The 26,755-nt window shown below is 62.9% G+C and carries 21 protein-coding genes; 14 read left to right on the forward strand and 7 right to left on the reverse strand.

Annotation, left to right across the window (positions count from 1 at the left end; translation table 11 throughout):
* Positions 1 to 28 precede the first annotated feature (28 nt).
* The 4 genes from BQ8794_RS33120 to BQ8794_RS33135 all read right to left on the reverse strand — a co-directional run bounded on the left by BQ8794_RS33120 (position 29) and on the right by BQ8794_RS33135 (position 6,248).
* A complete protein-coding gene (locus BQ8794_RS33120; RefSeq protein WP_077383959.1) occupies positions 29 to 481 on the reverse strand; it encodes a DUF983 domain-containing protein in 453 nt (150 codons plus the stop codon).
* Entirely contained in the window at positions 481 to 2,787 is a 2,307-nt protein-coding gene (rnr, locus tag BQ8794_RS33125) for a ribonuclease R (protein ID WP_077383960.1), read from the reverse strand. Before rnr ends, BQ8794_RS33120 begins: the two co-directional genes overlap by 1 nt.
* Before the next feature lie 6 nt (positions 2,788 to 2,793).
* Positions 2,794 to 5,418 (reverse strand): type I DNA topoisomerase, encoded by a 2,625-nt coding sequence (gene topA, locus BQ8794_RS33130; RefSeq protein ID WP_077383961.1) that lies wholly within the window; start codon positions 5,416 to 5,418, stop codon positions 2,794 to 2,796.
* Between the two features lie 452 nt (positions 5,419 to 5,870).
* Positions 5,871 to 6,248 carry a COG4315 family predicted lipoprotein gene (locus BQ8794_RS33135; protein ID WP_077383962.1) on the reverse strand — a complete coding sequence of 126 codons (378 nt, stop codon included), beginning with the start codon at positions 6,246 to 6,248 and terminating at the stop codon, positions 5,871 to 5,873.
* Positions 6,249 to 6,422: 174 nt separating this feature from the next.
* Between BQ8794_RS33135 and BQ8794_RS33140 the strand changes: the two genes are divergently transcribed.
* On the forward strand, positions 6,423 to 7,169 hold the full coding sequence (locus tag BQ8794_RS33140) for a cytochrome c biogenesis CcdA family protein (RefSeq protein ID WP_077384134.1): 747 nt from the start codon (positions 6,423 to 6,425) through the stop codon (positions 7,167 to 7,169).
* 275 nt (positions 7,170 to 7,444) lie between these two features.
* Here BQ8794_RS33140 and BQ8794_RS35350 read toward each other — a convergent pair whose 3' ends face one another.
* Entirely contained in the window at positions 7,445 to 7,660 is a 216-nt protein-coding gene (locus tag BQ8794_RS35350; RefSeq protein WP_143744824.1) for a hypothetical protein, read from the reverse strand.
* A 471-nt stretch (positions 7,661 to 8,131) separates the two neighbouring features.
* Here BQ8794_RS35350 and glmU point away from each other — a divergent pair, with 471 nt between their 5' ends.
* Positions 8,132 to 9,496 (forward strand): bifunctional UDP-N-acetylglucosamine diphosphorylase/glucosamine-1-phosphate N-acetyltransferase GlmU, encoded by a 1,365-nt coding sequence (glmU, locus tag BQ8794_RS33145; RefSeq protein ID WP_077383963.1) that lies wholly within the window; start codon positions 8,132 to 8,134, stop codon positions 9,494 to 9,496.
* Here the strand turns inward: glmU and BQ8794_RS33150 are convergent, their stop codons facing one another.
* On the reverse strand, positions 9,497 to 9,880 hold the full coding sequence (locus BQ8794_RS33150) for an ADP-ribosylation/crystallin J1 (protein WP_077383964.1): 384 nt from the start codon (positions 9,878 to 9,880) through the stop codon (positions 9,497 to 9,499).
* A gap of 228 nt (positions 9,881 to 10,108) precedes the next feature.
* Here BQ8794_RS33150 and glmS point away from each other — a divergent pair, with 228 nt between their 5' ends.
* The 4 genes from glmS (at position 10,109) to BQ8794_RS33170 (ending at position 13,508) form a co-directional block, all read left to right on the forward strand.
* On the forward strand, positions 10,109 to 11,932 hold the full coding sequence (glmS, locus tag BQ8794_RS33155) for a glutamine--fructose-6-phosphate transaminase (isomerizing) (protein WP_077383965.1): 1,824 nt from the start codon (positions 10,109 to 10,111) through the stop codon (positions 11,930 to 11,932).
* Positions 11,933 to 12,050: 118 nt separating this feature from the next.
* On the forward strand, positions 12,051 to 12,332 hold the full coding sequence (locus BQ8794_RS33160) for a type II toxin-antitoxin system RelE/ParE family toxin (protein WP_077383966.1): 282 nt from the start codon (positions 12,051 to 12,053) through the stop codon (positions 12,330 to 12,332).
* Between the two features lie 37 nt (positions 12,333 to 12,369).
* The gene (locus tag BQ8794_RS33165; protein ID WP_077383967.1) at positions 12,370 to 12,669 is read left to right on the forward strand and encodes a HigA family addiction module antitoxin; all 300 of its coding nucleotides are present in this window, start codon (positions 12,370 to 12,372) and stop codon (positions 12,667 to 12,669) included.
* A gap of 80 nt (positions 12,670 to 12,749) precedes the next feature.
* Positions 12,750 to 13,508: a DUF502 domain-containing protein gene (locus BQ8794_RS33170; RefSeq protein WP_077383968.1), complete on the forward strand. Its 759-nt coding sequence runs from the start codon at positions 12,750 to 12,752 to the stop codon at positions 13,506 to 13,508.
* Here the strand turns inward: BQ8794_RS33170 and recG are convergent.
* Positions 13,460 to 15,568 carry an ATP-dependent DNA helicase RecG gene (gene recG, locus BQ8794_RS33175; protein ID WP_077384135.1) on the reverse strand — a complete coding sequence of 703 codons (2,109 nt, stop codon included), beginning with the start codon at positions 15,566 to 15,568 and terminating at the stop codon, positions 13,460 to 13,462. The two genes, BQ8794_RS33170 and recG, sit on opposite strands and share 49 nt — an antisense overlap.
* A 314-nt stretch (positions 15,569 to 15,882) precedes the next feature.
* Between recG and BQ8794_RS33180 the strand changes: the two genes are divergently transcribed.
* The 8 genes from BQ8794_RS33180 (at position 15,883) to BQ8794_RS33215 (ending at position 26,695) form a co-directional block, all read left to right on the forward strand.
* Complete coding sequence (locus BQ8794_RS33180; protein ID WP_077384136.1) at positions 15,883 to 16,170, forward strand: FAD assembly factor SdhE; 288 nt, start codon at positions 15,883 to 15,885, stop codon at positions 16,168 to 16,170.
* A 13-nt stretch (positions 16,171 to 16,183) separates the two neighbouring features.
* Entirely contained in the window at positions 16,184 to 19,681 is a 3,498-nt protein-coding gene (gene mfd / locus BQ8794_RS33185) for a transcription-repair coupling factor (RefSeq protein WP_077383969.1), read from the forward strand.
* Positions 19,682 to 19,864: 183 nt separating this feature from the next.
* Positions 19,865 to 21,238 carry a class II 3-deoxy-7-phosphoheptulonate synthase gene (locus BQ8794_RS33190; RefSeq protein WP_077383970.1) on the forward strand — a complete coding sequence of 458 codons (1,374 nt, stop codon included), beginning with the start codon at positions 19,865 to 19,867 and terminating at the stop codon, positions 21,236 to 21,238.
* 153 nt (positions 21,239 to 21,391) lie between these two features.
* Positions 21,392 to 21,946: a dihydrofolate reductase family protein gene (locus BQ8794_RS33195; protein WP_077383971.1), complete on the forward strand. Its 555-nt coding sequence runs from the start codon at positions 21,392 to 21,394 to the stop codon at positions 21,944 to 21,946.
* Between the two features lie 143 nt (positions 21,947 to 22,089).
* Positions 22,090 to 22,392 carry a hypothetical protein gene (locus BQ8794_RS33200; RefSeq protein WP_077383972.1) on the forward strand — a complete coding sequence of 101 codons (303 nt, stop codon included), beginning with the start codon at positions 22,090 to 22,092 and terminating at the stop codon, positions 22,390 to 22,392.
* Positions 22,393 to 22,498: 106 nt separating this feature from the next.
* The gene (locus BQ8794_RS33205; protein ID WP_077384137.1) at positions 22,499 to 23,104 is read left to right on the forward strand and encodes a helix-turn-helix transcriptional regulator; all 606 of its coding nucleotides are present in this window, start codon (positions 22,499 to 22,501) and stop codon (positions 23,102 to 23,104) included.
* A gap of 28 nt (positions 23,105 to 23,132) precedes the next feature.
* Entirely contained in the window at positions 23,133 to 24,311 is a 1,179-nt protein-coding gene (locus BQ8794_RS33210) for a hypothetical protein (protein ID WP_077383973.1), read from the forward strand.
* Between the two features lie 362 nt (positions 24,312 to 24,673).
* A complete protein-coding gene (locus BQ8794_RS33215; protein ID WP_077383974.1) occupies positions 24,674 to 26,695 on the forward strand; it encodes a hypothetical protein in 2,022 nt (673 codons plus the stop codon).
* The last annotated feature ends 60 nt before the right edge of the window (positions 26,696 to 26,755 follow it).

The raw sequence follows: 26,755 nt of genomic DNA on the forward strand, positions 1-26,755 counted from the left end.
GCCATGCCGATTTGCGCTAGCCTCGGTTTCAAGCCTCGGGATGCGACTCGATCAGATCTTCTTCCCCGCCGAAGCCGTGCATATAGAACGCCCATTGCAGGCCGATGACGGCGCCCTTGACCGGCTGCAGCAAGACGATCGCCATGAGGATGGTCAGCGGTACCCAGATGGCGATGTGCTGCCAAGTGGACAGAGTGGAGGCCGCTTCGACACCCGTGAAGGCGCCGAGCACGATGTGGCCGACGATGACCACCACCAAGTAGGCCGGCAGGTCGTCGGCGCGGTGGTGATGAAGCGCCTCGCCGCAATGATCGCATTTATCGACGGTCTTGACGAAGGCACGAAAAAGCTTTCCCTCGCCGCAATGCGGGCAGCGGCCAAGCGCGCCACGCTTCATCGCCGTCCACAGCGGGCGGGCGATCCGCCCCGAGTGCTGTTGGCCGCCGAAAACCTGTTCGTTCTTTTTCAGATCGCTTGGCATTACCGTCTCCTGCCGCGCGAGCCTGGACGCGATTGCGACGCACGGGCGCGGCCCTTGGCCTTGTGAAACGACCGTTTGGAGCCGGGCAGCGGCTTTGGGTCGGTCAGCATCTCGAAACGCATCGCGCCGGCCATAGGCGCCACCTCGATCAGGCGAACCTCGACGCGGTCGGCAAGCTGATAGCCCTTGCCGGTGCGTTCTCCGAAAAGCGATCGGGCAGTTTCGTCGTATATATAGTAATCGCCGCCCAGACTTGACACCGGAATGAAACCATCTGCGCCATACTGCGGCAATTGGACAAATAGTCCCGACTTGGTGACGCCCGAAATGCGTGCATCGAAGCGATCGTCGACACGCTCTGCCAGATAGGCGGCGATCAGCCGGTCGACCGTGTCGCGCTCGGCGGCCATGGCGCGGCGCTCGGTGGCTGAGATCAGCGCAGAAACTTCTTCCAGCCGCTCCGCTTCATCCTGCGTCAGTCCGCCTGCACCGAAGCCGAGCGCGGCAATCAGCCCGCGATGCACGATCAGGTCGGCATATCTGCGGATCGGCGAGGTGAAGTGCGCATAGCGTTTCAGATTGAGGCCGAAATGGCCGATATTGCTTGGCGAATATTCGGCCTGCATCTGCGTGCGCAGCACCACCTCGTTGACCAGCCCCTCATGGTCGGCGCCGCGGACGCTATCCAGAATGCCGTTGAACTGGTTTGGCCGCATCTGGGACCCGCGCGCCAGCGACAGGCCAAGCGTCTGAAGGAATTCACGCAGCGATTCCTGCTTGGCGAGCGAAGGTGCGTCATGGATGCGGTAGACCAGCGCCTGTCGTTTCGCCTCCAGCGTCTCGGCCGCCGCGACATTGGCCTGGATCATGAATTCTTCGATCAGCTTGTGCGCGTCGAGCCGCTCCGGCACGACGACGCGGTCGACGGTGCCGTCCTCCTTGAGCAGGATTTTCCGCTCCGGCAGTTCGAGCTCGAGCGGCTGGCGCGTCTCACGACCGCGCTTCACGACGGCGTAGGCATCCCACAGCGGCTTCAGCACCGTGTCGAGGATCGGGCCGGTCTTGTCATCCGGCCCGCCATCGATCGCGGCCTGCGCTTGGCGATAGGCGAGCTTCGCCGCCGATTTCATCATGATGCGGTGGAACGAATGCCTAAGCTTGTGGCCATCGGCCGAAAAGGTCATGCGGACCGCCAGCGCCGGGCGGTCCTGGCCTTCGCGCAGCGAACAAAGGTCGTTGGAGATGCGCTCCGGCAGCATCGGCACGACGCGATCCGGGAAATAGACCGAGTTGCCGCGCTTCAGCGCCTCGCGGTCGAGCGCGGTGCCATAGCGCACATAAGCGGCGACATCGGCGATCGCCACGGTAACGACCACGCCGCCGGGGTTCTTCTCGTCCGGATCTGCTGTCGCGAACACGGCGTCGTCATGGTCCTTGGCGTCGGCCGGATCGATGGTGACCAGCGGCAGGTCGCGCCAGTCTTCACGGCCGGCCAGCGTCGCCGGTTTGACTGCCTCCGCCTCGGCGATGACGTCTGCCGGGAAAATATGCGGAATGTCGTGCGCGTGAATGGCGATCATCGAGACCGCCTTTTCGCTGGTCAGCGAACCCAGCACCGCCAGCACCTTGGCCCTGGGCAGCCCGTAGCGGGAGGCCCGCGCCGGCTCGACCTCGACAAGATCGCCGTTCTTGGCGCCGTTCTGGAATTCCTTGTCGACGACCAGCTCCGGCTGGCGTCTTTCGACAGGCTCGATGCGGAAGGTACCGTCCTGCAGCACGCGAAAAACGCCGAGAACTGCATCGGTGCGCTTCTCGAAGATCTTCATCACCCGCCCGGTATAGGCAGGGCCGGTCGGGTCATCGGTTGGAAAGGTCTTGGCCAGCACGCGGTCGCCAATGCCCGGTGTCGGGTCGCCGCCGCCGCGCGACACGCGGATCGCTATGACAGGAGGCTCGCCGTTGCCCACGGCTTCGGTTGGGTGCGCCAAAAGCACGCCGTCGGCGTCGCGGCCAAAGATGTCGAGCACGGCGACATGGGCGAGGGCACCGACGCGGGCGAGCCGCTTGCGCTCCTTGGTCAGCAGGCCCTCATCCTGCAAGTCACGCAAAACATCCTTCAGCCAGATACGGTCCTCGCCGCGCAGCGCAAACGCCTTGGCGATGTCGCGTTTGCCTGAGCGATCCGGATTTTCGGCGATGTAGCGCAGGATTTCGTCGCGGGACGGCCGGTAATCATCCTTAACCTTGGCCCTGGTGTCGGCGGTGCGCAGATCGCCATGACTTCTTCCGGATACCCTGCGCGCCACGATGCACTATCCCTTTTTGTTGGCCACTTTCTTGGCCGCCGGTTTTTTGGCCGCCGGCTTTTTGGCAGGTGCGGCGGCTTTGCGGAAGGGCTTTCTGCCGCCATTGCCGCCCTTGGCTTCCTTCTCGGCAATCAGCGCCACCGCGTCCTCAATCGTCACCGACTGCGGGTCCTTGCCTTTCGGCAGCGTCGCATTGACCTTGCCGAAATTGACATAGGGCCCGTATTTGCCGTCGCGCACGACGATCTTGCCGCCGCCCGCCGGATGCTCGCCAAGTTCCTTCAAGGCGGCGGCCGTGCCGCCATTGCGACCGCCGGGGCCTTTCAACTGCTTCTCGGCGATCACCGACACGGCGCGGTTGAGACCGATCGAAAACACGTCCTCGATATTGTCGAGATTGGCGTAGGTGCCGTCGTGCAGCACGAACGGACCGTAACGCCCCAGCCCGGCCGAGATCATCTTGCCGGATTCCGGATGCTTGCCGACGTCGCGCGGCAGCGACAGCAGGGCGAGGGCCTTTTCGTGGTCGATCGAATCGGCGGTCCAGCCCTTGGGCAGGCTTGAGCGCTTGGCTTCCTTGCCGTCGCCGCGCTGGACATAGGGGCCGAAACGACCGCTGCGCAGCGTGATTTCCTCCGCCGTGTAGGGGTCCTTGCCCAGCACCTTGGTGCCGTCCTCGCCATTGCCGTTTTCGGCATTGGGGTTGGCGGCGTCGCCGAACTGGCGGGTGAAGGAGCATTCGGGATAATTCGAGCAGCCGACAAAGGCGCCGAATTTGCCGAGCTTCAGCGACAGGTTGCCGGTGCCGCATTTCGGGCAGATGCGGGGGTTCGAACCGTCTTCTCGCGCCGGAAACACCAGCGGCGCCAGTTCCTCGTTGAGGGCGTCGAGCACGTCGGTGACGCGCAATTCCTTGATGTCGGCGACGGCGCCTGAAAAATCCTTCCAGAAATCGCGCAGCACATCCTTCCAGGCGAGCTTGCCGTCGGAAATCTCGTCGAGTTTTTCCTCGAGCGAAGCGGTAAAATCATACTCGACATAGCGCTCGAAGAAGCTTTCGAGGAAGGCCGACAACAGCCGGCCCTTGGCCTGCGGCAACAGCTTGCGCTTGTCCATGCTGACGTAGTCGCGGTCCTCCAGCGTCTTCAGGATCGCCGTGTAGGTCGACGGCCGGCCGATACCGAGCTCTTCCAGCTTCTTGATCAGCGAGGCTTCCGAATAGCGCGGCGGCGGTTCGGTGGTGTGCTGGGTGGCGTTGATCGCCTCGCGCTCGAGTTGTTCGCCGGCACGGATCTCGGGCAGACGGCGGTCTTCCTCGTCTTCCGCATCCTCCTCCTTCTGGTCGGTATAGGCGGCAATGAAGCCATCGAAGCGAACGACCGAACCGACGGCGCGAAGCTCCGCGGTGCGGGCGCCGTTGACCGCCTCGATCTCGACCGTGGTGCGCTCGATCTCGGCCGGCTGCATCTGGCTGGCGATGGCGCGTTTCCAGACAATCTCGTAAAGCCGCGCCTGGTCGGCATCGAGATATTGCCTGACCGAAGCCGGCGTGCGCATGAAGTCGGTCGGGCGGATCGCTTCGTGCGCTTCCTGGGCGTTCTTGGCCTTGGTCGTGTAGTTGCGCGGCTTTTCGGGCAGGTATTTTGGGCCGAACTCTTTTGCGATCGCATCGCGCGCGGCTGATATCGCCTCGGGCGCCATCTGCACGCCGTCGGTTCGCATGTAGGTGATCAGGCCGGTGGTCTCGCCGCCGATGTCCATGCCTTCATAGAGCCGCTGCGCCACCTGCATGGTGCGGTTTGCCGAAAAGCCGAGGCGCGAAGAGGCGGCCTGCTGCAGCGTCGAGGTGGTGAAGGGCGGGCCTGGATTGCGCCTGGTCGGCTTGGCTTCGACCGACAGCGCCTTGAAGGTCGCGCCATCCAACATCGCCTTGATGTCGTCGGCCTGCGCCTTGTTCGAAATGTCGAGCTTTTGCAGTTTCTTGCGATCGAAGGCAGTCAGCCGCGCCTCGAAATTATCCTTGCGCGGCGTGCCGAGAATGGCGGCGACCTGCCAATATTCCTCGCGGATGAAGCGCTCGATTTCCAATTCGCGGTCGCAGACGAGGCGCAGTGCCACCGACTGGACGCGGCCGGCGGAGCGGGCGCCCGGCAGCTTGCGCCATAGCACGGGCGACAGCGTGAAGCCGACAAGATAGTCGAGCGCGCGGCGGGCGAGATAGGCGTCGACCAGCGGCGCATCGATCTGGCGCGGATTGGCCATTGCTTCCAGCACCGACGATTTGGTGATGGCGTTGAAGACGACGCGGCTGACCGGCTTGTCCTTCAGCGCGCGCTTCTGCTTCAGCACTTCCAGGACATGCCAGGAAATGGCTTCGCCCTCACGGTCCGGATCGGTGGCGAGGATCAGGCCGTCGGCGTCCTTGACCGCCTTGGCGATGTCGGCAAGACGTTTGCTCGAGGCGGTGTCGACAGCCCAGGACATGGCAAAATCCTCGTCCGGACGCACCGAGCCATCCTTGGCCGGCAGATCGCGGACGTGGCCGAACGAGGCCAGGACCTTGTAGTTCTTTCCGAGGTACTTGTTGATTGTCTTCGCTTTGGCCGGCGATTCGACGACGACGACGTCCATGAGGTCTCATATCAGCTGTGGTGCGGCAGAAGAATTCCGCTGCGCGCGACGAAATCTCGTATAATTGTCGCTCACATGGCCGTGCTTTTGCATCCGGTCAAGGGGAAGCGCCCAAAATGCAGTCCTGCATTGAGTGCGCAACCCAAGGGCGCATCATGTGATATCCGCAATCCCAGATAAGGGGAGCGGCTGCCCTATCGTTGGACAAGCCGGCAATGAATCAGAGAGAAACGGGACAAATTCCTCCGCGGATATAAGAGAAACATCGATCATGCGCCAGCCCTGGCTGAAGAGAAGTCCGGCATGGTGCTCTGTCGGCGGGCGAGACAGGCGTGGCGAGTGGGGCTCGTGTCCAGCGGGACAGTACAAGAAGCTAGCCGCCGGAAGGCCTGCAGGGATATCCGGCAGCCAGCGATTTCCCTCGGGTCAAGGCGAGGGTTCAGGTTCGGGGCTCAGTCGGCCTTGGCGATATGCCAGACCTCGCCGACGCCGTCGCCGGTCACATCGCCAGCCTTCTTGTCCTTGATGAATGTGTAGAGCGGCTTGCCTTCATAGGCCCACATCTTGGTGCCGTCGGTGCGGTCGACGATTGTCCATTCGCCCTCCGCCTTCGCATCGGCCTCGGCTTTCAGCGGCGGCCAATTGGTGGCGCATTTGTCGTAGCAGTTCGACTTGCCTTTCTCGTCCTTGTCGTAGGTGTAGAGGGTCATGCCGTTGGCATCGGTGTAGATCTTGGTGCCGCCAACATCGGCTTCCTTCCACGCCTCAGCGGCGAAGGAGGCGGCGGTGCTGAGCAAAAGCGCGGCCAGCCCGGCTGTGATCGATTTCATGACATTCTCCCTGATATGATCGAGAAGCGCGCGGAAAGTCGCGGCCTCGTTGCATCAACGCGCTTGGCGTCGCGTTTCTTCCTCGATGCGAGGCGGCAACTTGCCACGCATTGGTGATTGGCGGACAAGCCCGCGCGCCGCTATATCGGCGCCGATACAGTTGGAGTTTCGGGAATGGCATTGGATATCGGCTATGTCAGCGCGGTCGGGGCGGGGGCGATCTCGTTCCTGTCGCCTTGCGTGCTGCCGCTGGTGCCGCCCTATCTCTGCTACATGGCCGGCGTGTCGGTCGACGATTTCCGCGGCAATGCCGGCGTCACCGCCAAGGCCGACGCACGCAGCGCGCTGCTCTATGCCTCGATCGCCTTCGTTCTCGGCTTCTCGACCGTCTTCGTGGCGCTGGGCGCCGGCGCCTCGACCATCGGACGGCTGCTGCGCGTCTGGCAGGAGCCGCTGGCGATGGCGGCCGGCGTGCTTATCATCCTGATGGGGCTGAATTTCCTCGGCATATTGCGCATCCCGCTGCTGTCGCGTGAGGCGCGCTTCCAGGCGCAGGGCAAACCGGCCAGTATCGTTGCCGCCTACGTCATGGGACTGGCCTTCGCCTTCGGCTGGACGCCTTGCATCGGACCGGTGCTGGGACCGATCCTGACGCTGGCCGGCGGCCGCGAGACGGTGGGCGAGGGCGCCCTGCTGCTCGCCGCCTATTCGCTCGGCCTCGGCATCCCCTTCCTGATCGCGGCGCTGTTTTCCGGCGCCTTCATGCGCTTTCTCGCAAAATTCCGCGTCCATCTCGGCCGTGTCGAAAAGGCGATGGGCGCGCTGCTGGTCGCCGCCGGCGTGTTCTTCCTGACCGGTGGCGTGCAGGCCGCGTCCTACTGGCTGCTGGAGAATTTTCCCGTGCTCGGGCAGTTGGGGTAGGCCCACTGCCCGTTCAGAAGCCGATGCGTACGCACAGGATCGAACTGCATTGCCTGTCTTGAATGATATCGTTTTTATTAAAAATTGTCTGAAAAAGTTCCTTTTGTAACATTGTGACGAGCGGAAAAATGCGGCTCGCGCCTGTGGAAACCTACACCAGCGACCAGCCGAAGTGTAAGAGCATTGTTCGCCTAAATGGGGTCAGTCTGAACGGTGCGCTTGCCGCTCTTTATCGCTCCGACGCAGCGAAAATACCAATCCAACAATGCCTGAGACTAAAGCAGCGGTCGGAACGCCCAAAAAAATCCGTAGGTTGCAACTTCCAGGCCCAATCTATTTTTTAAGCTCTCTGGAGCAAAGCTTGCGAATCCGTAATACCCAATAAATGCTAGCAATCCACCGAAAAAAGACCAAATAACAAAATCGAAGATGGCACGCACAATTGCCGTAAAAATAAATGCAGCGCCGGGCCGTTCCGATGGTGTTCGCATTGGTACTCCGATTAGCACGTCTATACTCGACAATAATTAAGATTAATTTATCGGTTGCCAATGTCTAACCTCGCCGGAATTCGACCCGGCCAGCCAGGGGATGTGTCCGGCCACTTGTCGCCGGGCATCTACTTTGGCGGTCTCACCGGCTTTGGACTCGGCACGCGCCTGTTCGTGGCGTTGGACGATTAGATGAAGGCGGACGCTGCGAGTTTGCCATTGCGGTCGTCGGGCGCTAACCTTCTTCATTGCATCCTCATTCGGCTTGAGCGTCAGCCCCATATAGGCGGCTTAGAAACTGAAGACACTTGGCGGTCACCGACTGTGAGTGCTCAGTGCTGCAAATACCAGCAAGAAAATAGCGGCAATCGGAAACGCTGCTCTACCACCTCACCGGAATTTAACCGCATTGGTGCAGCATGGCGCCAATCCATGCCTTGATTCCCAACCCTTTTCAAATGGTCGCATTCCATGAGCCAGAGAACCTGCCTGTCCGTCATCCTCGCTGCCGGCGAAGGCACGCGCATGAAAAGCGCCGTGCCAAAAGTGCTGCACCCGATCGCCGGCCTGCCGATGGTCACCCATGTCGTCAAGGCCGCGGAAGCCGCAGGCAGCGGCGATCTGGCGCTGGTGATCGGCCATGGCGCCGACGAGATGCGCAAGGCCACGCAAAAGTTCACGCCGAAGGCGGAGACCTTCGTCCAGGACAAGCGGCTCGGCACGGCGCATGCCGTTCTGGCCGCTCGCGATGCGATATCAAAGGGTTACGACGACATCCTCGTGATGTTCGGCGATACGCCGCTGATCGATCCGGCGGTGCTGACCGCCGCGCGCCTAAAACTGGCCGAAGGCGCTGCCGTCGTTGTGGTCGGCTTCCGCACCTCAAATCCGTCCGGCTATGGCCGGCTGATCGAAAAGGGCGGCAAGCTCATCGCCATCCGCGAGGAAAAGGACTGCACCGAGGAGGAGAAGAAAATCACCTTCTGCAATGGCGGTCTGATGGCGGTTGCCGGCAAGCACGCGCTGACGCTGCTCGATCAGGTCGGCAACAACAACGCCAAGGGCGAGTATTACCTCACCGACATCGTCGAGATCGCCGGCGGGCAAGGCCTTGACGTCGTCGCCGCAGAAGCCGGCTTTGAGAATGTGCTCGGCATCAACAACCGTGCCGAACTCGCTGCGGCGGAAGGCATCTGGCAGACGCGCCGGCGGCGCGAGGCCATGCTCTCCGGCGTCACATTGATCGCGCCGGAAACCGTCTTCTTTTCGCACGATACCGAGATCGGCGCCGATACGATCGTCGAGCCCAATGTCTGGTTTGGGCCGGGCGTGACAATCGCCACCGGCGCCAGGATCCATGCCTTCAGCCATATTGAAGGCGCCACGATCGCTTCGAATTGCGATGTTGGTCCGTTTGCGCGGCTGCGGCCGGGCGCCGATCTCCGGCAAAAAGCCAAGGTCGGCAATTTCTGCGAGGTCAAGCAGGCGACGGTCGAGGAGGGCGCCAAGGTCAATCACCTGACCTATATCGGCGATGCCCGCGTCGGCGCCGGCGCCAATATCGGCGCTGGAACCATCACCTGCAATTATGACGGCTACTCGAAATTCTTCACCGACATCGGCGAGGGCGCTTTCGTCGGCTCGAATTCGTCGCTGGTGGCGCCTGTTGCAATCGGCAAGGGCGGCTACATCGCTTCGGGCAGCGTGATCACCGAAAGCGTGCCCGACGATGCGCTGGCCTTTGGCCGCGCCCGCCAGAGGACGCTGCCCGGCAAGGGCAAGGAATTGCGCGAGCGTTTTGCTTCGGCTGCGGCGGCGAAGAAGGCCGGGGCATGATTATTCTTCGACAGTCGGCTGGTTCGCATCCTTGCCGAAAGCAGCGGTCACTTTGATTCCGCCGACAATCGCCCTGTTGAATTCAGGGAGGTCTTCGGCAGGAATCCAGTATTCCCGATGAGCCTTGCTGCCGGCGTGTTCGATCTGATAGCGGTCGAGAAAATCCTTCAGAACCTCAAACCGGGTGACGAATCCCGAGCCGCTGGCTGGCACGTTCCAGTCACGCGCGATCTGCACGGCATAGGCTTCGGTCAGAACGGGGTAGAAAATGGGTTGCTCGGGAAGGCGCGGCGGGAACGCCCGCATGCCCGACTTCTCGATCAGTTTCAGTTCTTTAGGCCCAACCGGACGCCAAAGCGTCACCGTGTCGATTCGTTTGTTCATGACCGCATCATATCTATGATGGATTTCAGGAACCACCGAGGCGAGATACGATGCATGCTCGGAGAAACCGAGCGATTGCTGTAACCGGATTGCAAGAGCGCCCTGTCATGGTGCATCTGTGCAGAACCGTTCCGGCTGATACGGAACGAAACGCAATGTGATTTTCGCGGCAGCCCGGCCAACCCTAAATGGCGCCGGGTTTTCATGCCGGAATCGGGGGCAACGTCTATGTGCGGTATCGTCGGAATTGTCAGTCACTCGCCGGTCGCGCCACTGATCGTCGATGCACTGAAAAGGCTCGAATATCGCGGCTATGATTCGGCCGGCGTCGCCACCGTCGAGCACGGCCAGCTGGCGCGTCGCCGCGCCGAGGGCAAGCTGATCAATCTCGAACGCCGGCTGAAGGACGAACCGCTCGACGGCATGATCGGCATCGGCCACACGCGCTGGGCAACGCATGGCGTGCCCAACGAGACCAATGCGCATCCGCATTTTTCCGACGGCGTCGCCATCGTCCACAACGGCATCATCGAGAATTTCGCCGAATTGCGCGACGAGCTGATGCGCGACGGCTACACATTTTCATCACAGACCGACACCGAGGTCGTCGCACATCTGGTGGGGCGCGAACTGGCCAGGGGGCTGCAGCCGGTCGAGGCCGCGCACCAGGCGCTGAAGCGGCTGGAAGGCGCCTTTGCGCTGGCCATCATGTTCAGGGGCGACGAGGATCTCATCGTCGGCGCGCGCAACGGCCCGCCGCTGGCCGTCGGCCATGGCGATGGCGAGATGTTCTTGGGCTCCGACGCCATCGCGCTTGCCCCCTTCACCAATTCGATCACCTATCTGGAGGACGGCGACTGGGCGGTGGTGCGCCGCAACGACGTCGCCATCTTCGACATGGACGGCAACAAGGTCGACCGCAAGCGCCAGCAGTCGCTCAGCACCAGCTTCATGGTCGACAAGGGCAACCGGCGCCATTTCATGGAGAAGGAAATCCATGAACAGCCCGAGGTGATCTCGCACACGCTGGCGCATTATGTGGATTTCGTTGGCGGCGTCTCGAAGCCGCTGGACCTGCCGTTCGATTTCGCCAAAATCGACCGGCTGGCGATTTCGGCCTGCGGCACTGCCTATCTGGCCGGCCTGATCAGCAAATACTGGTTCGAGCGCTATGCGCGGCTGCCGGTCGACATCGATGTCGCTTCGGAATTCCGTTACCGTGAAATGCCGCTGTCGAAGACAGACGCCGCCTTCTTCATCTCGCAATCGGGCGAGACCGCCGACACGCTGGCCTCGCTGCGCTATTGCCGCAAAGCGGGCATGAAAATCGGCGCAGTCGTCAATGTCCGCGAATCGACGATGGCGCGCGAATCCGACGTTATCCTGCCGACGCTGGCCGGGCCGGAGATCGGCGTCGCCTCGACCAAGGCCTTCACCTGTCAATTGTCGGTGCTGGCCTCGCTTGCCGTGCGGGCCGGCGTGGCGCGCGGAACGATTTCGCCGGAACAGGAAACGACGTTGGTTCGCCAGCTGTCGGAAGCGCCGCGCTACGCCAACCAGGTCCTGAAACTCGACGGCCAGATCGAAAAGGTCGCGCGCGACCTCTCGCACTACAAGAACGTGCTTTATCTTGGCCGCGATACCAATTTCCCGCTGGCCATGGAAGGCGCGCTGAAGCTCAAGGAAATCTCCTATATCCATGCCGAGGGCTATGCTGCCGGCGAGCTGAAGCACGGGCCGATCGCGCTGATCGACGAGAACATGCCGGTGATCGTCATTGCCCCGCATGACCGGATTTTTGAAAAAACCGTGTCGAACATGCAGGAAGTGGCGGCGCGCGGCGGCAAGATCATCCTGATCACCGACAGCAAGGGTGCCGCGCACGCCACGGTGAAGACGATGGAGACGATCGTGCTGCCGGACGTGCCGGAAATCATCTCGCCGATCATCTACGCGCTGCCGATCCAGATGCTGGCCTATTTCACCGCGGTGTTCATGGGCACCGACGTCGACCAGCCGCGCAACCTGGCGAAATCGGTGACGGTGGAGTAAGAGCTGGCAAGTTTCGACCAGCTGCCGATAGGGTCCGGTGACGGTTAGTATCAGTTATTGATACATATTTCTTGCACGCCCTCGTGTATCAATGTATGATACGTGACGAGGGCGGAAATTGATCGTTTCGTTCAAAGGCAAGGCGGTGGAAGCGGTTGCCGAGGGGAAGGCGCCGAAGTGTTTTCCACCCGATCTCGTTGCCCGTGGCGAACGTCGTCTTCGTGCTATCACCAATGCCGCCCAATTGAATGACCTTAGATCGCCACCCGGAAACCACCTTGAAGCCCTGAAAGGGAGTAGAGCTGGGCAGCATTCTATCCGTATCAACGACCAATGGCGCATCTGCTTCAGATGGACTGATGCTGGCGCCGAAGATGTGGAGATCGTCGACTACCATTGAGTGGGCACTTGCCCTAATCCTTCGAGGTCCCTGAACTATGCTCAAGTTCGCACGTCCAATTCACCCCGGAGAATTCCTGCGCGAGGAATATCTCCTCCCGCTTGGCATGAGCGCTGGCGCGCTGGCGAAGAAGCTCAATCTTCCGCGCACTCGTATCGAACGCATTGCCAAGGAAGAGATCGGCTTGACTCCCGATACCGCGCTTCGCCTCGCCAGGTTCTTCAACACCACGCCCGAATTCTGGATGAATTTTCAGCAGGCCTATGAGCTCGAAACCGAGGCACGGAAACTCGCGCCGGAGCTCGAGAAGATCGAGCCGCTGGAAGTCGCGGCATAGTTGATCTTTTAAAAAATTCGCAGTTCCAAAGCCGGATGCGGTTCATTAATGTCGCGCCGCAACCAGCGCTGCGGTGAACTATGTCCGATGCTTCCAAGACCTCAGGCATGACCCGGCTGCGGAATTACTTCCTGACAGGCTTTGTCGTCTGCGCGCCGCTGGCGATCACCGCCTACATCGCCTGGTCGTTCATCGGCTGGGTCGATTCCTGGGTGAAACCCTATATTCCGGCGCGTTACAACCCCGATAGCTATCTGCCGGCGCCGGTTCCGGGATTCGGGCTGATCGTCGCCTTGATCCTGATCACCCTGATCGGTTTCCTGACCGCCAATATCGTCGGCCGGGCCATCGTCTTGTTCGGCGAGCGGCTGCTCGGCCGCATGCCGCTGGTGCGCGGCATCTACGGGTCGCTGAAGCAGATATTCGAGACCGTGCTGTCGAACAAGGGCGACATGTTCCGCCAGGTCGGGCTGGTCGAATACCCGCGCAAGGGCGTCTGGTCGCTGGTCTTCGTTGCCAACGAGAAGGAGACCGAGATCAACCAGAAGCTCGACCAGGAAGGTGATCCGCTGATCGCGGTGTTCATGCCGTGCACGCCCAACCCGACCACCGGCTTCCTGATGTATGTGCCGAAATCCGATATCGTGCTGCTCGACATGACGATCGAGGACGGCGCCAAGCTGATCGTTTCGGCCGGGCTGGTGGCGCCGGCGGTCAAGACGAAAATGGTGACGTTGAACGGCAAGCCGATCGGCGGCCAGATCGGCAATCCGCCTGTGGATGCCGAGCCTCAGCCGGCGCGCAAGAGCCGCACCGCCTCGTCGCGACCGAACAAATAAAGCAGCATGCGAAGGGCGGCGCCGCGTTCGGATTGCAATTCCGGATCGCGCGACAGGATCAGCCGCGCGTCGTCGCGAGCGGCTTCGAGCAGGTCGGCATGCGCCTCGATGCGCGCCACCTGGAAGCCAGGTGTGCCGGACTGGCGGGTGCCGAGCAACTCGCCTTCGCCACGCAGCTTCAGATCTTCCTCGGCGATGCGAAAGCCGTCCTCGGTCTCGCGCATCACTGACAGCCGGCGCGTTGCCGTCTCGCCGAGCGGATCCTTGTAGAGCAGCACGCAGGACGATGGTTTTTCGCCTCGACCGACCCGGCCGCGCAATTGGTGCAACTGAGCGAGGCCGAAGCGCTCGGCATGCTCGATGACCATGATCGTCGCATCCGGCACATCGACGCCGACCTCGATGACCGTGGTGGCGATCAGGATGCGTGTTTCGCCGGCTTTGAAGGCGCGCATCGCCTCGTCTTTTTCGGCGCCCTTCATGCGCCCGTGCACCAGGCCGATCCGGTCGCCGAACAGGGGCTTGAGCGAGGCAAACCGGTCCTCCGCCGACATCAGCTTGATCTCTTCGGACTCCTCGACCAGCGGACAGATCCAATAGATCTTCTGGCCGTCGGCGACGGCGTCGCGCATGCGGCCGACCAGTTCGTCGAGCCGCTCGAGCGGCAGGGTGACGGTGCGGATCGGTTGGCGACCGGCCGGCTTTTCCGTCAGCTTCGATACATCCATGTCGCCGAAGGCGGTCAGCACCAGCGTGCGCGGGATCGGCGTCGCCGTCATCACCAGCATGTCGGGCGCGTCGCCCTTGGCGGTAATGGCGAGCCGCTGGTGGACGCCAAAACGGTGCTGTTCGTCGATGACGGCGAGGACGAGGTCGTGGAACGTCACCGTTTGCTGGAACAGGGCGTGGGTACCGACGACGATGTCGATCTCGCCACTGGCCAGACCGGTCAGCGTCTCGATGCGCTCGCGGCCCTTTTCGCGGCCGGTGAGGATGGCGATGCGCAGGCCGGCTTGTTCCGCCAACGGCGCAATCGTCGCAAGATGCTGGCGCGCCAGGATTTCGGTCGGCGCCATCAATGCCGCCTGGCCGCCGGCCTCGACGGCGCGTGCCATGGCGAGCAGCGCGACAACCGTCTTGCCGGAGCCGACATCACCCTGCAGCAGGCGCAGCATGCGTTCGGGGTCTCCGAGATCGGCATTGATCTCGGCAAGCGCCATTTCCTGCGAATTGGTCAGCGAATAGGGAAGGGCGGCGCGCAGCTTTTCGACGAAGCGGCCGTCGCCGACCAGCGGTCGTCCGGACAGGCGGCGGACTCTTGCGCGCACCAGCGCCAGCGACACCTGGCCTGCCAGAAACTCGTCATAGGCGAGACGCCGCCAGGCCGCGCCGTCGACCGACACGTCGATCGGATCGGCGGGATTGTGGATGCGGGCGAGCGCATCGCCGAAGGCGGGAAAGCTGCGGCGGCGCAGAAACTCATCCTCCTGCCATTCCGGCAGCACCGGCAAGCGAGCGAGCGCCTGGCCGATTGCCCGGCGCAGCACTTTTCCCGACAGCCCGGCGGTGAGCGGATAGACCGGCTCGACCAGCGGCAGGTTTTCCGCCTCACTGGCCAACGCGATGTGGTCGGGATGAACCATGGTCGGGCGGCCGTTGAACCATTCCATGCGGCCGGAGACCACGACATGCTCGCCCTCCGGCATCGCCTTTTCAAGGTAGGCGGCGTGCGCATGGAAGAAGGTCAGCGCGATCTCGCCGGTGTCGTCATGGGCGTAAACCCGGTACGGCACCGATCGGTTGCCGCGCGGCGGCGGCTGGTGGCGATCGATGCGCACTTCGAGGGTGACGATCGCGCCTTCGGCCGAACCGGCGATGCCCGGCCGGTTGCGGCGGTCGATCACCGAATGCGGCAGCACGAACAGAAGGTCGCCGGCACGCGCCGCGCGATCACCGAGATCGGCCGGCACGATTTTCTCGATCAGTGCGCCGACCTTCGGCCCGACGCCGGCAAGCGAGGTGATCGGGACAAACAGCGGATCGAGGAGGGAAGGTCTCATTTGCGCTGCGCCAACTCGGATTTTGTTGGGGCCGAGTTCCTTCGCGCCCCCCTCTGTCCTGCCGGACATCTCCCCCACAGGGGGGGAGATTGGCAGCTTCGCCGCCGTGCCTCTTCTTCACCGTTGGCGATTGGCGAAAACGGAAGGACAGTCCGATCTGCCCCCTTGTGGGGGAGATGTCCGGCATGACAGAGGGGGGCGCGAAGGAATGCAATCATTACAAGTTGATTGTCGGGCGTCTCACATTGCCGTGCAAGGCTGACACCGCGCTCTATCCACGCTATATGCGCCGCTTCAGGCAAGGATGCTGGACAATGACCGGAACGAGACGATCAAGCGAGGGGCTCGACGCCCGCCGCCGCAAGCTTCTGTTTCGATCCTGGCATCGCGGCATGCGCGAAATGGACCTTATTCTCGGCAGTTTCGCCGACGCCGAGATCGGTGCCTTGACCGGCGACGAACTCGACCAATATGAGAGGCTCCTCGAAATTGCCGACACCGAATTCCTGCCCGTGATCACCGGCGAGCGGCCGATTCCGGCTGACATCGACTGTGCCGTCCTGCAAAAAATCCTGGCGTCGCGCCAGGGGATGACACTCTGAAATACGTGCTTTCATGAGCCTGATCCCCACAATCGGCCTGCCGAAAGGCCGCGCCGGCCAGTTCATCGTCGACGGCGTCGCCGACGGTTACGAAGCCTTCGCGCTGGTGCAGGCCACGCACGAGATCGCGCCCGATAAGCCGGTGCTGTTCGTGGCACGCGACGGCCAGCGCCTGCCTTCGATCGTCGAGGCGCTTTCATTCGCCGGGCCTGGCCTGCCGGTGCTCGAACTGCCGGCTTGGGATTGTCTGCCCTATGACCGCGTTTCGCCCGGCTCGGATGCCGCCGCGCGGCGGCTGGACGCACTCACCGCGATGATCGCGTTGGCAAAAAACCCACACCGCGCCGTCATCCTGACCACCGCCAACGCGCTGCTGCAGCGCATTCCGCCGGCAAGCCTTGTCGAGGCGCAGACATTTCACGCCAAACCCGGCAACCAGATCGACATGAACGCACTGGCGTCGCGGCTGGAGATATCAGGCTTCGAGCGGGTGCCAACCGTGCGCGGCGTCGGCGAGTTCGCCGTGCGCGGCGGCATTCTGGACCTGTTCGCGCCGGGCTGGACGGAAGCGCTGCGGCTCGATTTCTTCGGCGACACGCTGGAATCGATCCGCGTCTTCGACGCCACCACGCAGCGCACCACCGGCCAGCGCAAGTCGATGGCGCTGCAGGCGATGAGCGAAGTGGCGCTGACGCCGGAGACCATCAGCCGTTTCCGCCGCTCCTACATCGAAGCTTTTGGCGCGCCCTCGCGCGACGACGGGCTGTATGCGGCGGTCAGCGAGGGACGGCGTTTCGCCGGCATGGAACATTGGTTGCCGTTCTTCTACGAGCGGCTGGAGACGGTGTTCGACTATCTGCCGGACACGCCTGTCGTGTTCGACCATCTGGCGCATGAGGCGCTGGCGGAGCGCCATGCGCTGATCCTCGACCATTACGAGGCGCGCAGGAAGCAGGCCGACGGCGCGCTGAAGGACGCCGTCCCCTACAAGCCGGTGCCGCCGGACCTGCTTTATCTGTCGCCGGAAAACCTCATCGCCTCGCTTGGCCCGCGCGAGGCGATCGACTTCACGCCGTTCGACGCGCCCGACGCCGGCGCCAGGAAAATCTACCATGCCGGCTCACGGCATGGCCGCAGCTTCGTCGAGGAACGCGCCGACCCCAACATCAACGTCTTCGACGTCGTCGTAAAACACATTGCCGACGAGCGCGCCGCCCGCCGCCGCGTCGTCGTCGCCGGCTGGACCGAAGGTTCGCTCGACCGGCTCGGCCAGATCCTGGCCGAGCATCATCTCGGCAATCTCAAGACGGTCGTCACGCTGGCCGAGGCGGAAAGGCTCGAACCGGGGCAGGCGGGACTTGCCGTGCTGCCGCTCGAATCCGGCTTCGAGACCGAGAAACTGGTCGTCGTCGCCGAGCAGGACATTCTGGGCGACCGCCTCATCCGCCGCTCGAAGCGCAAGAAGCGCCCTTCCGATTTCATCGCCGAAGCCTCGGCGTTGTCCTCCGGCGACATCGTCGTCCATAGCGACCACGGTATTGGCCGCTTCATCGGGCTGCGCACCATCGAGGCGGTCGGCGCGCCGCATGATTGCCTCGAAATCCATTACGCCGGCGACGACCGGCTGTTCCTGCCGGTGGAGAACATCGAGCTGCTGTCGCGCTATGGCTCGGATTCGGCCGAAGCGACATTGGACAAGCTTGGCGGCGGCGCCTGGCAGTCCAGAAAAGCGCGGCTGAAGAAACGCCTGCTCGACATGGCCGGACAGTTGATCCGCATCGCCGCCGAGCGGCAGATGCGCGCTGCCCCCTCGCTGGTGCCGGCCGACGGTCTCTATGACGAATTCGCCGCGCGGTTTCCCTATGAGGAGACCGACGACCAGCAGACGGCGATCGATTCGGTCATGGGCGACCTGGGCGCCGGAAAGCCGATGGACCGGCTGATCTGCGGCGATGTCGGCTTCGGCAAGACCGAGGTCGCCCTTCGCGCTGCCTTCATTGCGGCGATGGAAGGCTTTCAGGTCGCGGTGGTGGTGCCGACGACGCTGCTGTCGCGCCAGCATTTCAAGACCTTCTCGCAGCGCTTCTCCGGCCTGCCGATCCGTGTCGCCCAGGCCTCGCGGCTGGTCGGCGCCAAGGAACTGGCAGAGGCCAAGAAAGGCATCACCGACGGCACGGTCGACATCGTCATCGGCACTCACGCGCTGCTCGGCTCGTCTATCTCGTTCAAGAATCTCGGCCTGTTGATCATCGACGAGGAACAGCATTTTGGCGTCAAGCACAAGGAGCGGCTGAAGGACCTGAAGAGCGACGTGCATGTGCTGACGCTGTCGGCGACGCCGATCCCGCGCACGCTGCAACTGGCATTGACCGGGGTGCGCGAATTGTCGCTGATCGCCACGCCGCCGGTCGACCGCCTGGCGGTGCGCACCTTCATCTCGCCCTTCGACCCGCTGGTCATCCGCGAGACCCTGCTCCGGGAACGCTACCGCGGCGGTCATTCCTTCTATGTCGTGCCGCGCATCAGCGATCTGGCGGAAATCCATGATTTCCTTCGTGAATCCGTGCCCGAGCTGAAGGTGGCTGTCGCTCACGGCCAGATGCCGCCCGGCGAGCTCGACGACATCATGAACGCCTTCTATGACGGCCAGTACGATGTGCTGTTGTCGACCACCATCGTCGAATCCGGCCTCGATATCCCGACCGCCAACACGCTGATCGCGCATCGCGCCGACATGTTCGGCCTGTCGCAGCTCTACCAGCTGCGCGGCCGCGTCGGCCGCTCCAAGGTGCGCGCCTATGCGCTGTTCACGCTGCCGGCCAACCGCAAGCTGACCGACACCGCCGAGCGCCGGCTGAAGGTGCTGCAGTCGCTCGACACGCTGGGCGCCGGTTTCCAACTCGCCAGCCACGATCTCGACATCCGAGGTGCTGGCAATCTTCTCGGCGAGGAGCAGTCCGGCCACATCAAGGAAGTCGGCTTCGAGCTCTACCAGCAGATGCTGGAGGAAGCCGTCGCCGAGGTGAAGGATTCCGGCGAGGTGCAGGATGGCGGCTGGTCGCCGCAGATCGCCGTCGGCACGGCGGTGATGATCCCGGAAAGCTATGTTCCGGACCTGCAGCTGCGCCTGGCGCTCTACCGCCGCCTCGGCGATCTCGAAAACACCGAGGAGATCGACGCTTTCGGCGCCGAACTGATCGACCGCTTCGGACCTTTGCCGGAGGAAGTGAAACATCTTTTGAAGATCGTCTTCATCAAGGCGCTGTGCCGCAAGGCCAATGTCGAAAAGCTCGATGCCGGGCCAAAGGGCGTCGTCATCCACTTCCGCAAGCGCGAGTTCTCCAACCCCGTCGGGCTGGTCACCTTCATCGGCGAACAGGGTTCGCTGGCCAAGATAAGGCCGGACCACAGCGTGGTCTTCGTCCGCGACTGGTCTACGCCCGAAAAGCGGCTGGCCGGTTCCGCGATCGTCATGACGCAACTGGCAAGGCTGGCGGAGAAAACGGCCTAGCACTGCGTCGGCCCGGGCCTATCGCCGCAAACATTCCGCCGCTTTTCGCCGCGTCACGCCATTCGCCACACGTCCAAATCCGGTCTAGAATAGGAAATCGGCTTCGTGTATGGAGCCGCGATCCCCATATTGGGGCGAAATCGCGGGCGATAGCACCCGCAGGAAAGAATTTTGGGTGCAACGATGACGAAATGGTCGCCGAATTCGTGGAGAGCAAAGCCGATCCAGCAGGTTCCTGCCTATCCGGATCTTGCCGCGCTAAAGAACACGGAAGCCCAACTCGCCACCTTCCCGCCGCTGGTTTTTGCAGGTGAGGCACGCAAGCTGAAGAAGCAGCTTGCGACCGTTGCTGCCGGTGACGCATTCCTTCTGCAGGGCGGCGATTGCGCCGAGAGTTTTGCCGAGCATGGCGCGGACAACATCCGCGACTTCTTCCGCGTCTTCCTGCAGATGTCCGTGGTGCTGACCTTCGCCGGCGCGCAGCCGGTGGTGAAGGTCGGCCGTGTTGCCGGCCAGTTCGCCAAGCCGCGCTCGTCCGACGCCGAGACCAAGGGCGGCGTGACCTTGCCCAGCTATCGCGGCGACATCATCAACGGCATCGAGTTCGACGCCAAGTCACGCATTCCCGATCCCGCACGCCAGGAGATGGCCTACCGCCAGTCGGCGGCGACGCTCAACCTGTTGCGCGCTTTCGCGCAGGGCGGCTACGCCAGCCTGGAGAACGTGCATCAATGGATGCTGGGCTTCGTGTCGGACAGCCCGCAGGGCGAGAAATACGAGTCGCTCGCCAACCGCATCACCGAGACGATGGACTTCATGAAGGCTGTCGGCATCACCTCGGAGACCAATTACGCGCTGCGCGAGACCGACTTCTACACCAGCCACGAGGCGCTGCTGCTCGGCTACGAGGAGGCGCTGACCCGCGTCGATTCGACCTCGGGCGACTGGTATGCAACCTCCGGCCACATGATCTGGATCGGCGATCGCACCCGCCAGCCCGACCATGCCCATGTCGAATACTGCCGTGGCATCAAGAACCCGCTGGGCCTGAAATGCGGCCCGTCGCTGACGCCAGACGGCTTGCTGCAGCTCATCGACCTGCTCAATCCGGACAACGAGCCCGGCCGGCTGACGCTGATCGCGCGCTTCGGCTCCGACAAGGTCGCCGAGCATCTGCCGAAGCTGGTGCGCGCGGTGCAGAAGGAAGGTCGCAGCGTGGTGTGGTCGTCGGACCCGATGCATGGCAACACCATCGAGGCTGCCGGCTACAAGACACGGCCGTTCGACCGCATTCTGAAGGAAGTGCAGAGCTTCTTCGAGGTGCATCGCGCCGAAGGCACGCATCCGGGCGGCATCCATATCGAGATGACCGGCAAGAACGTCACCGAATGCACCGGTGGCGCCCGCGCCATCACCGCCGAGGAATTGCAGGACCGCTACCACACCCATTGCGACCCGCGCCTCAACGCCGACCAGGCGATCGAACTGGCGTTCCTGGTCTCGGACCTGCTCAAGAAAAGCCACCCGGTCCAGCACAAGCAGGCCGTCAACGGCTGATTTCAGTCGCCATCGGAATATTTCACGATCAAGAAGCACCGGAGAAATCCGGTGCTTCTTGATCACTCATTGCATTCCACGCATCTTGCGATAGACCGATTGCGAAATGCAATCGGTTATGTATCTTCGTGGGGGGACAGAACGGAGGCGCCGATGGCCAGGATCGTCTATGCTATGCTGATGTCCTTGGACGGCTATATCGCCGGGCCGGACGGAGACATTGCCTTGCCGGTACCCGAAGGGGAACTGCACCGGCATTTTAACGACATGATGAGGCAGACTTCGATCGCGCTCTGTGGACGCCGGATGTACGAGGCGATGCGCTTCTGGGACAGTCCGGACCGAGAGAACGGCGCCGAAATCGAGCTGGATTTTGCCCGTGCCTGGCGCGAGACCCCGAAGATCGTGTTTTCGACGACGCTTCGGGAAGTCGGACCTAATGCCCGTCTGGCGAACGGCGATGTCGAGAACGTGGTGAGATCTCTCAAGTCGGAAGCGGATGGCCAGATCACCGTCGCCGGCGCCGATCTTGCCGCGCATCTCGCACGATCCGGCCTCATCGACGAGTACCGGCTCTACATGCACCCGGTCGTGCTGGGCGGCGGCAAGCCGTACTTCCAGCCTGGCCTGTCGCTGGCGTTGAAACCGCTTGGTAAGGAAAGCCTTACCCAGGGCGTGACGCTGCTGCGCTACGCACCCGCCGGTTGAGGCGTGGCTCGACGCCCACACGCCAGATTCTGAATGGCAGCTCTGCGCCGATGCCGGACATTGAAATCAGAATTGCCGCTTCCTAAGAGCCGACATCCCAAGCGACCACGCTGAGGGTCGTGGTTGCCGGGAGCAGTCAATCGGTGGAAGCTGGAAAATGTCCGCATTGCGCCGCCAATTACGGACTTCCGCTGACGCCGGCCCGCTGTCAGGACGACCTGCTCGTGGGCGGTGGCGTAGAAGGAACCAACACCTTCCGGTTTTCCGCCACGACCGGAGAGGGCGATTTCCCTACGCTCGCGGATTTGGTGGCGCGCTTCGATGGCGCCGCGCTCGACACGAATAATGATTTCGGGTCCGGGGCGACGCGGCGTGACCGGGAGCGTGGAGATCACGCTGGCGGGATCGCGTTGCTCGGCGCCGATGACCTTTTCTTCATCACGTGACCGACGCCCGCGCTCATCTGTTGCACGTTGCGGCTGGCAGGCGCAAAGTGGCGGCGACATGGCGAGCCAAGGCGCGCAGCCGCCACTCGAGCTTCGGAGACAGACCATGGACTGGACCAAGGGACGCGGCCGGCAGATCCTGATTGCGGGTGCGGTGGGGGCCTTCGCCCTCCTGCTCGGCATGGAGGCGGTGAGGGAGGATGAGGGGGTGACCCTCACCGAGCTGTTGACGGAAGCGGCGGGCATTGCACTTCTCGTAGGCTGCTCGGCCTGCGTTGCGCTCCTGTCCTCGCGCCTGCGGGAGCAGGAAGCGGAAAGCTTCGACATGCGCGATGAGATTGCGCGGATCCGTGAGCGCGACACGCAGTGGCGGGCCGGCCTGGATGACCATTTCCAGGAACTCGGCGCCGCCATCCAGCGCCAGTTTGCGGCTTGGGGTTGCACCCAGACGGAGCAGGAGGTCGGGCTCCTGCTGCTCAAGGGCTTTAGCCACAAGGAGATCGCGCGAATCCGGGGAGCAAGCGAAGCGACCATTCGTCAGCAAGCGACTGCGCTCTACCACAAGGCTGAGCTCCCGGGCCGCGCGGCGCTCTCTGCCTATTTCCTCGAGGAGTTGCTTCTGCCGCCGGTGCCGTCGAACTCCTTGGGGGCTCGCAACGGCCTTGCTCGTCCCGAGATGTCGAGCCGGCCGGCCGCATCGCGCCCGGCGTAGCGCGGAGCTAGCTCCAGGGTCACGGGCCGTGCGCTTTCTTGCCTCAGTTCTCACCGGCCTGGGGTTGCTTGTATTCTCAACTCCAGTACTGGCCGAAGATCCAGTAGCGGAGCTGGTCGAGGGCTGCGCGGCGCCCTGTGTCAGTTACGAACTATCTACGGAACTTCAAAACGACTGGATTTTTGCGGCCGATCCGTCATTCCTGACGTCCGACGTGCTTCAACCGACACTCACAGCCGATTTGCTTTTCGCGCCGACGGACTATCTGCAACTGGAGACTTCCATCATCACCGAGCCGGTGGTGGACTCGGCGCCCGGCGAGAATACGGTTCTTGAAGGAATTGGCACCTACGTAGCCGAACTGTATACCGTGATCGAGGCAGGTCCCGCTACCACGCGGGCCGGAAAATTCGATACGATCTTCAGTCTCGCCAGCGAAGTCGCGCCAGGGATCAATGCCACGGAACTGGTGTCGGATTTCGACGCGGACGAACGTCTAGGCGGGGAAATTGTCCTCCGCTTCGAAAACCTCGGGTTGAACCATGCTTTGGCAGCGACTGCATTCACAACCGATCGCACGATCCTCAGCGAGTCGCTCTTTACCAACCGGGGCCGGGCCAGCCTGTCGGATGGCGGCGCGGGCAACACAAAGGGCGTGTCGTCGTTCTCGGTAACTCTTGATGGCTGCGAAGGTTCGGAAACAGCCGATTGCTATTTGGACGGCGAATTTGGCTACAGGTTCGGCTTTCGGTATCAGAGGGCCGGGCATCCTACCGAGGAGGACATCGAAGACGACGTTAAGCTTGGTGACGAAATTGCCTACCTCGCCGCCGCGACCAAGAGTTTCGAACTGGACGAAATGACGCTCAGGCTGCTGGGCGAAATGTCCTATCTTCGGCATTTTGACGGCCGCCAGGACGATGCCCTGGTCGTCACGGGCTCCGCCGCGCTCGACGTAGACTCACTAACCTATATCGCGACCTACACGGAGCAGACGAACCTGGTCGCCGGAGGTCCGGATACCCGCGACTACCTAGCTGATTTCGAGGTCATATATTCGTCCGACGACAATACGCCGTTCGTTGGATCAAAATGGCAACTCGCCGCCGCCTATACGTTCGCGCGGAATGCGGATCACGAAAACGCTCACATTCTCAGCGTGCGTGCGGTGTTCGATTTCAGCGGAGGTGTGGAGTTCGGCAGGTAGACTGCCGCACGTCGGCACGGAGATAAGTGCCCCAATTGCGTTCACGCATGATGGCCAAGGCGTCCTTGAAGAAGCCCGTGAACGCCAAAATTGCCTCCCTCGTTTTGGTCCGCCGCTGGCCAGCTTCAAGGCTTCACGCCCTCAGATACTTGACTGCAGTCCGTGACCGGGAAAGCTGTCATGCCGCCGGCAGGGCACTCACATCCGTAGGATGTGCCGTCTAGGGCTTTGAAAGGCTGAGTCTTTTTACCCGTCACGCCTGCCGGATTCCCGTGAGGCGGGAGCTAAGCCATGCTGGGGACTGCGGCGAGCGTCCGGCCGCGGACGCACCCGCGACGCGATCCACCTCGGAGGACATTCCCATGGCCATTTTACCCGACTTTGCCGCCGCCACGTTCGGCAATTCCACGAACATCGACAACACGTTCTTTCCGCTGCCCGGAGGCACCATCAACAGCTACGGCGCCGCGCTTATCGATCCCGAGACCGGCGAGGAGGAGACGGAGCGCAACGATCACTTCGCCACGTTCGAGACGAAGATCATCGAGGGCGTCGAGACGGTCGTCGTCCGCGATACGGCCTATGCTGACGGCGTTCTCGTCGAGGACACGCTCGACTGGTACGCGCAGGCCGATGACGGCAATGTCTGGTATCTGGGCGAGATCGCGACGAACTACAACTACAACGACGAGGGCGAGTTCATCGGGACCGACTTCGGCGGATCGTGGGAGGCAGGCGTCGACGGCGCCGCGCCGGGATGGATCATGCGCGCAGCACCGATGCCGGGCGACAGCTATTTCCAGGAGTTCTACGCCGGCGTGGCGGAGGATGAAGGCGAGGTGATCGCAACCGGCCTCGACGTCGAGACCGACTTCGGCTCCTTTCACGGTGTCGTCAAGATCCTCGACACTTCGGGCCTGGAGCCCGGCGTGGGCGCCTACAAATACTTCGCGCCCGGCGTTGGCCTGGTGTTGGAGGAGGAGGTGGTGCTCTCGGAGGATGAGCCCGAACTCGTCATCGAGATCACGAACAGGCGCGAAGTCGACGTCTCCACCCCCGTCGATCCGACGGAGCTCGCCTTCGCGGGAGACGGCGCTGCCAAGACCATCACCTTCCTCAGCGAGGACGCGAGCACCAACGCTGCGATCGGCGCCTACACTTTCGACACCGCGACGGGCGAAATTGGCGAGGCGCGCATCCTCTTTGCCGACACCGAGGACGTGAAGGCGGGCGCCCAGGCGACGATGACGGTCGCGGCCGGGCAGTCGCTCGGCCTGTTCCTCATCCCGGATGTCGAGGAACTCGGCCTCGAGCTCGAGGACTACGCAGACGGCGGCCTCTTCTTCCGCGACTTCACCTCAGGTGATGTCGCCGACGTTTACGACGGCGACGACGCGACGACCTACACGCCTGGCCCGGCCACCATCTACGACCGGGTGGCGCCGGTCGTCACCGACGCCGACGGCAACCTCCTGCCGATCCGGGCGTTCCACTCGGTCGGCAACCGCGACGGCTTCAACTTCCTGAACCCGGTGGCCGGCGAGAACGCCCTTGCAAGCGATATCGACGACGGCCTCGCCGGGGTCGAGGTGGTGAGCTTCGAGGATGGCCTGGCCAGCACCGAGGACTTCGACGGCGATTTCGACGATGCTTTCGTTGCCGTTAGCGATGCGCCGCTCAGCGGCGAGACAGTTAATGCCCTGGTTGAAGCAACCGGCATCAGCCGGCGGGTCGGCACGGACCGCCCGGATCGGCTCGTCGGAACCGATGAGGACGATCAGCTCATCGCGCTCGACGGCAACGACGTGATCCGTGGTAGCGGCGGCGACGACCAGATCGAGGCCGGCGACGGCAACGATCGTGCATATGGCGGCGCCGGCGATGACGAGATCTCCGGCGAGGAGGGGCACGACCGGCTGTTCGGCGACGAGGGCGACGACGAGATCAATGGCGACGAGGGTCGCGACAGGATTCAGGGCGGTGCGGGCGATGACGAACTCGCAGGTGGCGACGGCAACGACCGGCTCTGCGGCGGCGATGGCTTCGACGAGCTCAAGGGCGGTCAAGGCGACGACCGGCTCCGGGCCGGCGGCGACGGCGCGCGGATGTCCGGCGGCGCGGACGACGATACCCTCTTTGGCGAGGCCGGCGCCGAGGACGTCTTTGTCTTCGACCTGATACCTTTTGGCAGTGACCTGATCCGGGGCTTCGAGAACGGCGCCGATCGCATCGAGATCGCGACCTATACGGGCGTCGAGAGCTTCGAGGACATTGCCGTCACGCAGGACGGACGGTCGACCGTGCTGAGCTTCGCGGAGGGAACCCTAGAGATCGCCAATTTCGACTCCGCGCGGATCAATGCCTCCGATTTCTTCTTCGTCTGACGCGCGAGCGGGCGCGGTCTCCTGGCCGCGCCCTTGGCCCATCGGCTGGAAGGAGTCACC

The sequence above is a fragment of the Mesorhizobium prunaredense genome, from assembly GCF_900156895.1.
In the GTDB taxonomy this organism is placed as follows: domain Bacteria; phylum Pseudomonadota; class Alphaproteobacteria; order Rhizobiales; family Rhizobiaceae; genus Mesorhizobium; species Mesorhizobium prunaredense.